Source organism: Paenibacillus helianthi (genome assembly GCF_001909055.1).
GTDB lineage: Bacteria > Bacillota > Bacilli > Paenibacillales > Paenibacillaceae > Paenibacillus_AQ > Paenibacillus_AQ helianthi.
In genome coordinates, this window is record NZ_LVWI01000066.1 from 35,126 (window position 1) to 43,076 (window position 7,951).

Annotated in this window: 6 protein-coding genes; all 6 read right to left on the reverse strand. The window is 53.7% G+C overall.

The window, feature by feature from the left end; all coding sequences use genetic code 11:
• Positions 1 to 29: 29 nt before the first annotated feature.
• Positions 30 to 1,145: an ABC transporter permease gene (locus tag A3844_RS24100; RefSeq protein WP_074108700.1), complete on the reverse strand. Its 1,116-nt coding sequence runs from the start codon at positions 1,143 to 1,145 to the stop codon at positions 30 to 32.
• Positions 1,142 to 2,674, reverse strand: coding sequence for an ABC transporter ATP-binding protein (locus tag A3844_RS24105; RefSeq protein ID WP_074108701.1), 1,533 nt, complete (start codon positions 2,672 to 2,674; stop codon positions 1,142 to 1,144). Before A3844_RS24105 ends, A3844_RS24100 begins: the two co-directional genes overlap by 4 nt.
• 106 nt (positions 2,675 to 2,780) lie before the next feature.
• Positions 2,781 to 3,953 carry a BMP family ABC transporter substrate-binding protein gene (locus A3844_RS24110; protein ID WP_074108702.1) on the reverse strand — a complete coding sequence of 391 codons (1,173 nt, stop codon included), beginning with the start codon at positions 3,951 to 3,953 and terminating at the stop codon, positions 2,781 to 2,783.
• 281 nt (positions 3,954 to 4,234) lie between these two features.
• Positions 4,235 to 5,809 (reverse strand): PucR family transcriptional regulator, encoded by a 1,575-nt coding sequence (locus tag A3844_RS24115; protein ID WP_074108703.1) that lies wholly within the window; start codon positions 5,807 to 5,809, stop codon positions 4,235 to 4,237.
• A gap of 458 nt (positions 5,810 to 6,267) precedes the next feature.
• Positions 6,268 to 7,449: an amidase gene (locus tag A3844_RS24120; RefSeq protein ID WP_083606999.1), complete on the reverse strand. Its 1,182-nt coding sequence runs from the start codon at positions 7,447 to 7,449 to the stop codon at positions 6,268 to 6,270.
• A 256-nt stretch (positions 7,450 to 7,705) separates the two neighbouring features.
• Positions 7,706 to 7,951: integrase core domain-containing protein (locus A3844_RS24125; protein ID WP_143192150.1), on the reverse strand; the 246-nt coding region annotated here is incomplete at its 5' end.

A 7,951-nucleotide genomic window follows, 5' to 3' on the forward strand; every position in this document is an offset into this window, starting at 1 on the left:
GGTAAACTCCCTTCTCTAAGAGGATGCTGCTATGCGCTCCGGCGGATGCGGAAACGGTGAATCATATCCCCGGCAATCAGAAAAAACAGGATTGCCCCCTGCAGCATTTCCGAAATGGACGAAGGCAGACCAATGGTCTGCACACTGTAGCCGCCGACAATAAGGCCACCGAACAGGATCGAGGTGATGATCAGACCGAGCGGATTCAGCTTGGCAAGCCAGGCGACAATAATAGCGGTGTAGCCGTAACCCGGCGAGATTCCCTGCATCAGCTTGTGCGTGACGCCGGACACCTCGGCCATGCCTGCAATGCCAGCCAGACCGCCGCTGATCAGCATGACAATAATAATATGCTTCTTGATGTGAATCCCCGCATAGCGGGCAGCCGTCGGATTGGCACCAATGAGGCGCAGCTCATAGCCCCAACGGGTAAATTTGATCATCAGATAATAGATGGCTACCGCCACCAGACCAAAGATCAGCCCGATATGCAGTCTCGTGGTTCCCAGCACCGGCAGCGACTGGGCGGCGGTGAACATCGGTGAACCCGGAAAATTGAAGCCCTTAGGATCTTTCCATGGACCAAACACTACATAATCCAGCGCAAGCAGTGCTATATAATTCAGCATCAGAGAGGTGATCAGCTCGTTGACGCCGAAATGGGTCCGTGGAATCGCGGTCATGAGTCCCCAGAGAGCTCCGGCGGCTGTTCCGAATACAAGCATCAGTGTAATAGACCAGAAGGAAGACAGATCGGGAAAATAGATGGTTACCGCCGTAGCAGCCATTGCCCCAACAGTAAGCTGTCCCTCCGCGCCGATATTCCATACGGAGATGCGGTATGCAACAGCAATCCCCAGTCCGCACAGCAGCAACGGTATCGCTTTAACCATTGTTTCGGTGAAGCCATAGGAGGTGCCGAAAGCCCCGCGGAACATTTTTTCGTATACAGTAATCGGGCTCATGCCGTTAGCGGCGATGAACACCGCACAGAGCAGAAGCGCCAGAATGATAGACAGAACTGGTGACCACCACGGGGAACGCGTTCGGCTTGCATCATACTCCAGACGCATGGGGAACCGTTTGCCGGGTTTGGCCGGAACGGAGTTCATCAGTACGGCGTCACTTGTATTTTTGGGACTCATATAGCGCTTGCCTCCTTGTTCTGGATTCCGGCCATGAGCAGGCCAATGTGCTCCCGGTCCGCATGCTCATGATCACTCTCACCTATGATCGAACCGTTGTACATCACCAGAATCCGGTCAGACAGCTGTAGCAGTTCATCCAGATCCTCGGATATCAGCAGCACTCCGCTGCCCGTACTGCGCAGCTCCATCAATAAGTCATGCACACCGGCAGTAGCGCCTACATCCAGCCCCTGGGTTGGATGGACTGCTACCATCAGCTTCGGCTGGTGGCTTACCTCACGGGCGAATAACAGCTTCTGCTGGTTGCCGCCTGACAGCTGCTGTACCGGGGTATCCAGCTCAGGCGTCTTGACATTGAAGCGTTCGACCAGTGCCTGTGACCAGGAACGGTTTTTAGCCGCCTTCAGAAATCCGAATTTGGAGTGTTCGTCACTGCGGTAAGACTTGAACAGCAGATTATCTACAGAGCCCAGCCGTCCGGCCAGGCCGCTCTTCATCCGGTTCTCCGGCACATGGGAGATACCCGAATCAATAGCGCCGCGCACCGAAGCCGATTTGACAGGCTGGCCGTCAAATTCGATGTCGCCGTTCTTCCAGGTTCGAAGCCCTGTCAGTACTTCTGCCAATTCCTTCTGACCATTGCCGGCAACCCCGGCAACTCCTACAATCTCACCTTCGCATACCTTGAGGGACAGGCCGTCCAGCACCTTGCGGCCGTGATCGGCAATGACATCCAGATTATTAACCACCAGCAGAGGCTCCCCAACGGAAGCTTCGCGCTCCTGGCGGGTGATTTCAACCTCGCGTCTAACCATCAGGCGGGCCAGCTCCAGCTCATCCGTCTCTGCCGTGGCCAACGTTGCAATCATTCTTCCTTTGCGCATGACGGAGATACGGTCAGAAGAAGCCATAACCTCCTTCATTTTATGCGTAGTCATGATGACTGTCTTACCGGCCTGCTTCATGACCTGCAGGGTCGCAAACAGCTGCTCCACCTCACCCGGAGTCAGCACCGAGGTGGGTTCATCCAGAATGATGATATCTGCGCCACGGTAGAGCGTCTTGACGATCTCCACCCGCTGCTGCTCGCCGACGGACAGCTGCCAGATTGGACGATCTACCGGGAACTTGAGACCGAACCGCTCCGCCAGGCCTTCAATTTCCCTGTGTTTATTCTTAATCCACTTGTTGCCTCGCCAGAAAGACGACTTTTCGCCAAGCACGATATTTTCCGCTGCCGTGAGACTTTGCACCAGTCTGAAGTTTTGAAATACCATGCCGACGCCAAGACGTGCAGCATCTTTGGGGGAACGGATTTTGACCGGCAGGCCATGAACGAGAATCTCGCCTTCATCCGCTCTGTATACCCCTGAGAGCATACTCATGACCGTGCTTTTACCTGCTCCGTTCTCACCAAGCAACGCGTGAATCTCACCCGCATTTGCCGAAAAATCGACTTGATCGCTTGCCGTTACAGAACCGAATTTCTTCACGATCCCGCGCATCTCAACCGAAGGGTCCTGCATGATGGGACGCTCCTTTCCTTATAGTTGTAGTACGGGTGGGGAAGACTCCGCTGTACGGAGCCCGCCCCACCCATAAGGCCTTGCACTATTCACTTGGTTGCAGCGCTTATTTCGGGATGGTGCCTTCAATGCCTTTGGCCAGCCAGTTCATGGACAGAACTTCTTCAAGGGTCAGCTTTTGGCCTTCCTGTACCTGAACCTTGCCCTGGTTGTCAGTGATAGGGCCGGTGAATACATCCAGCTCTCCGCTAATGATTTTGGCCTTGGCATCTTCTACAAGCTTCTTCACATCATCCGGAACCTTGCTGCCGAACGGTGCAATGTCAATCATTCCGTCAGCCAAATCCCCAGAGTACTGTTCGTTCTTCCAGGTTCCGTCCATTACGGACTGAACAGCCTTCACATAATAAGGTCCCCAGTTCCATACAGGGTTGGTCAGATAGCTATCCGGAGCGTATTTGCCCATGTCGGAGTCATTCCCCCCGGCAAAAGCACCGCGTTCTGCTGCAGCCTGCAGGGTTGCAGGGGAGTCCTGGTAAGCGAGCAGTACATCTGCGCCTTTATCCAAAAGACTGATTGCCGCCTGCCGTTCCGTTGCAGGATCATACCAGGTATTCGTCCAAACCACGTCCACCTTAATATCAGGGTTGACGCTCTGAGCGCCCAGTGTAAAGGCGTTGAGGTTATAGATAACCTCACTAATCGGGAAGGCTCCTACATAGCCAAGGTGATTTTTCTTGGTCATTTTACCGGCTGCAATACCTGCCAGGTAGCTCCCTTGATAGTTTTTGCCGAAATAGGTTCCCATGTTGGCGGCTGTTTTGTAGCCGGAAGCATGCATGAATTTTACGTTTGGAAATTTATTGGCTACGTTAAGGGTATAGTCCATATACCCGAAGCTCGTTGTAAATACGATATCATGACTCTGGGCAAGCTCAGTGATGATGCGTTCGGCATCGGCGCTTTCCGGAACATTTTCTACAGTGTCCGCTTTTATGCCGAGCTCCTTCTCCATATACTGACGGCCCTGGTCATGCTGGTAGGTATATCCGCCATCACCCGGAGGTCCAATGTAGACAAAGGCAACCGTCGGCTTCTTCGCTGCCGGCTCTGTTGTTGCCGCCGCCTCTGTTGTTGTGCCCGCATTCGCTGCTGCCGGCGCTTTCGTGCTGCTGGTGTTGTTGCCAGAATTATTGTTGCTTCCACACCCTGCCAAAACCACCGCCAACAGGAACATTAATGCGAAGCTGAAAGTAACCGCTTGACCCCTTCTTTTCATAATTCTCCTCCTCCAGTAAATCTCTCATAATAGCTCAAGCCATTAATGTATCTCTACTATACTGAGACACAGCATCCACGTAAATTTATATAACATACGTTTGTGCCATTTTATAAGAACTGAAGTTTTTTTTGTGCCGAACGCACTATGATACCTCGAATCATCTTTAGAATATGTGATAATTCATAACATGAAACTTGGAATTAGTGTTTTTCATGTCATTCCCTCTTGTATCAAGCCGGTTTATGTATCACCTGTTTAAAACCGCCAGGGTGAATACCTCAACCTTGCTCTAACATGCTGCGGAAAAGAAACACGAGCTTGAGGCGCATGAGATCATTGATCTTTTTGAAATCCACGTCCAGCAGTTCACTAAGCTTCTCAATCCGGTAGGTGGCGGTATTACGGTGAATAAACAGTTTCTTCGCGGTCTCATTCACATGCCCGTCATTATCCAGATAGACCTCCAGGGTACGCAGCATCTCCTTAACGTACTCCGGTTCCCGGCTCTGAAGGCCGCGCAGACTGCTGGTGCAGTATTTCTCCATGGTTTCTGCCGGTATCCGGCGCAGCAGCAGGCTCAGTTCAAGCTGACGGTAATGCACAACATTTCCGTGCCCTCCCCAGTGTTGGGACATCCCCATACATTCCTTGATCTCGGCAAAGGCCTCCCTCAGACCTTCCGGCTTCATCTTGGAGCTGCTGAGTGCAGCACGGGGTGAATAGCCTTTATCAAATTTCAAATTATCGAAACAAGTGTTCACCCATTCCCGAAATTGTTCCGGGCTGTGCGGACCCGCCGGATACAGCGATAACAGACCGTCGTCTATCATTACGTGGATGCCATTCAGCCCATGCAGCTCCGGCTGCTCCAGATATTCTTCCTTCAAGCGAAGCAGTTCTCCGAGGCGGGCTTCTCCTGAAGCGGCAGTATTGGTAAGCATCAATTGAAACGGAGCCTGCAGCAGCTCCACCTCCAGCTTGGCTGCAGCCTTGGCCAATTCACCACAGGACATTCCGCCGCTTAGGAAGCGCCGTAAAAGTCCGCTGAACTCCCTGTGTTCGGCATGCTCGAAATAATCTTCATAACCGGAATGAATACGGTAGGATATCAGTTCGCCCCCCTGAACAAACAAGCTTTCTTCCACAGGCAGCAATAAAGGGTCAATGGAGCAGTATAAAAGATAACCGGAGCACTTGTCGCCCTGCAATAAGGGGATCCGGAACCCGGTTTTGTCACCGATGCGGAAGCGCTGGTTCCGGTTCTGCCAAGGCCAGCCTTCCAGCAGCTTCGGCGCTGTGTTGTCCGAATTATTGAACACCACATCTCCACGGGCGCTGATGACAGCCAGCGGAGTCTCAATCACTTCCGATACCGATTCGAACAGCGGGCGGCTGCGGCCGGACCGCAAAGCAAAACGCATTAGCTTACGCTGCTTATCCATGATGCTCTGAAGCACACTGGTACTGCGCGTAAGCTCGGCACGGAACAGTCCGTTCATCTGATCGGAGAAAGTAAACTGGAACGGCAGCTCAATCAGCGGAAAATTCAGCGTCTCCGCTTCCGCAATCAGCTTCTCCGGGACTGCGTCCCAGAATCGGCCCAGCTTGATGCCAAGGCCCGCGGAGCCGCGCCGGTTCAGGGTCTGAAGCAACGCCGATGCATCCTCCAAACTGTCCTTAATTAGGTAAGCTGTCGTAAGCAGCATTTCCCCTTCTTTGATCCAATCGGAAATATCCGGGGCATCCATCACATTGATCGATTTGATAATTCGGTGTTTGCCCTTCGAGCCAGCAATCAGCCTCGCTTCGGACAAAGGATAAATGGACAACGCTTCTTCGACCGTAAGATGCATGGCCACCCCTCCTTATATTAAATTCATGTATTGGAAATCCCTTCGTTCTCAATGTTATGTTATGTAACATTATAGATAAAGAGACCTATGATGGGAAGAGGAAAATGCGGATATTCAATAATTGTGTGAGGTAATATCACACTACCACACAGTCCTAACGATCGGACTCATAACAAAAAGCCGAAATAATACAGAAACGGATCCCCCCTTTAGTAAGGACGGCATCCGTTTCTGCGTGCGTTATTCATAGTAAACCAAGGGAATGCCTATACTTGGTCACCGAACAACATCACCCTGACGGTAAATACACTTTCTAGCCAGCGGTTACTCTTCCGCTGGTTCTCCTTTTCTCGCCAAACAGTTTTTGCCTTGTCTCATCCGCTAAACTCCTGACAATAAAAAAACTCCCGATTCGTAGGGTATACGAACCAGGAGTTCTGTCGTCTTCAAAGAACTGTTCATTTCCACATACGCCAGACCCATGAGAGCAGCCGCAGATCCTGACCATGACCGCTTATCACGGATAAGCCCAGCGGCAGGCCGCCGGGTCCCGGCACCGGCAGCGTCACTTGCGGCAATCCGGCTAAGCCGGCGATACAGCTGAGCATCATCGCGCCGCTGCGGTTCTGCTCCAGCTGCGCCAGATCCCCGCCGCGCAGCGGGGCGGGGCCGGGCACGGTTGGGAGGACGATGCAACCGTCCTCTCCAAGCAATTGCCGCAGCCGGGCTGCTATCTCCGCGCGCACCGCCTGTGCGCGGCTGTGATCCTGCCCGGCCAGGCCTGCCGCCCACGCGAAGCGGGCGGCAATATCCGGGCCAAAGAGCGGCTGCGCATGCTCGATCCATGCCCCGTGGGTCGCCCATATCTCGGCGCCCTGCAGTTCCCTGAAGACATCCATCCATGTCTTCAGTCCCTCCGGCGCGATCTCCGTCACGCCGGACTGTCTTGCACCGGCCTGCAGCTGACGCAGGCCTTGCTTGAGGCTGGCCGCGCTGTCTGCACCGGCCAGCGCCCAAGCCTCCGGCGCGATGTGCAGCATGTCCATCGCGCCTTCCCCGCTGCCCGGAGCTGCTGCTCCGAGCAGGACCTCGCCCGCCCGCTGAAGCAGCTCCGGGCTGTCGGCGATCCAGCCTACGGTGTCGAAGCCCGGCGCGAGCGGAATCACGCCTTCCATCTCCACGGCACCATGCGTCGGGCGGAAGCCGTACACGCCGCAGTACGCTGAAGGCACGCGAATGGAACCGCCCGTATCTGTTCCCAGGGCAAAATCCACATAGCCCGAGGCCACCGCTACCGCCGAACCACTGGAAGAGCCGCCAGGGATTCGGCCTTCGGCACGCGGATTAACCGGTGTCCCATAGTGGTAATTCTCCCCGCCGAGGCTGTACATCAGCTCATCGGTATGCGTGGCCCCCCGCAGGCTAGCCCCGGACTGCAGCAGCCTGCGGACCGCTGACGCATGGGCAGCTGACGGCGGATGGCTGCGCAGCCAATCCGGATTGCCGGCAGAAGAACGATGCCCGGCCACTGCAAATACATCTTTTACAGCAAAGCTAAGTCCAGCCAGCTTGCCGCTTGCCGAACCCGTTACCTCAAGCCCCGGGTCTATAAATGCACCATTCTGATTATCCAGGCCCATCTGTCCCCCTCCTCTCCTCCCGGACAACCCGGGCAATCTCTACCGGTGCATGTAAGCCCCTCTCTTCTAGCCTTTAACACCTTTATCCCCTAGCCTCTACAGATTGAACTTGGAAACTTGATGAAGGGGGGCGTTATCCTTTAGTGGAAAAAGGATCACTAATTTAACTCTTTCGGCTAATGGAAGAGCCTATGTGGGAAAAACGGTTCAACCCCATAAAGTTGGACACTACCACGTTCATTCTTGCAAAATCGCACTAAAGTGCAATGGTCTTGGGAGATAGTAATTTTGCCTGTACCATTCGCAGATATTCCTGTGGCGGCCAGTCGTTTAGACTGCCGTGGATCCGGACGGTATTGTAATACCGAATGAAACGGTCTACTTCGGTAAAGGCTTCTTCCGTACTTTCAAAACAATGACGTTGGTAGCATTCCCGTTCCAAAATACTGTGAAACGACTCAATAAAGGCATTTTTGTTCGGCGTTCGTGGCGGGATGCGCTC

Excerpts from the sequence above, each read along its gene's own strand:
- A3844_RS24100 (WP_074108700.1), bottom strand. The coding sequence starts at position 1,145 with ATGAGTCCCAAAAATACAAGTGACGCCGTACTGATGAACTCCGTTCCG.
- A3844_RS24105 (WP_074108701.1), bottom strand. The coding sequence starts at position 2,674 with ATGCAGGACCCTTCGGTTGAGATGCGCGGGATCGTGAAGAAATTCGGT.
- A3844_RS24110 (WP_074108702.1), bottom strand. The coding sequence starts at position 3,953 with ATGAAAAGAAGGGGTCAAGCGGTTACTTTCAGCTTCGCATTAATGTTC.
- A3844_RS24115 (WP_074108703.1), bottom strand. The coding sequence starts at position 5,809 with ATGCATCTTACGGTCGAAGAAGCGTTGTCCATTTATCCTTTGTCCGAA.
- A3844_RS24120 (WP_083606999.1), bottom strand. The coding sequence starts at position 7,449 with ATGGGCCTGGATAATCAGAATGGTGCATTTATAGACCCGGGGCTTGAG.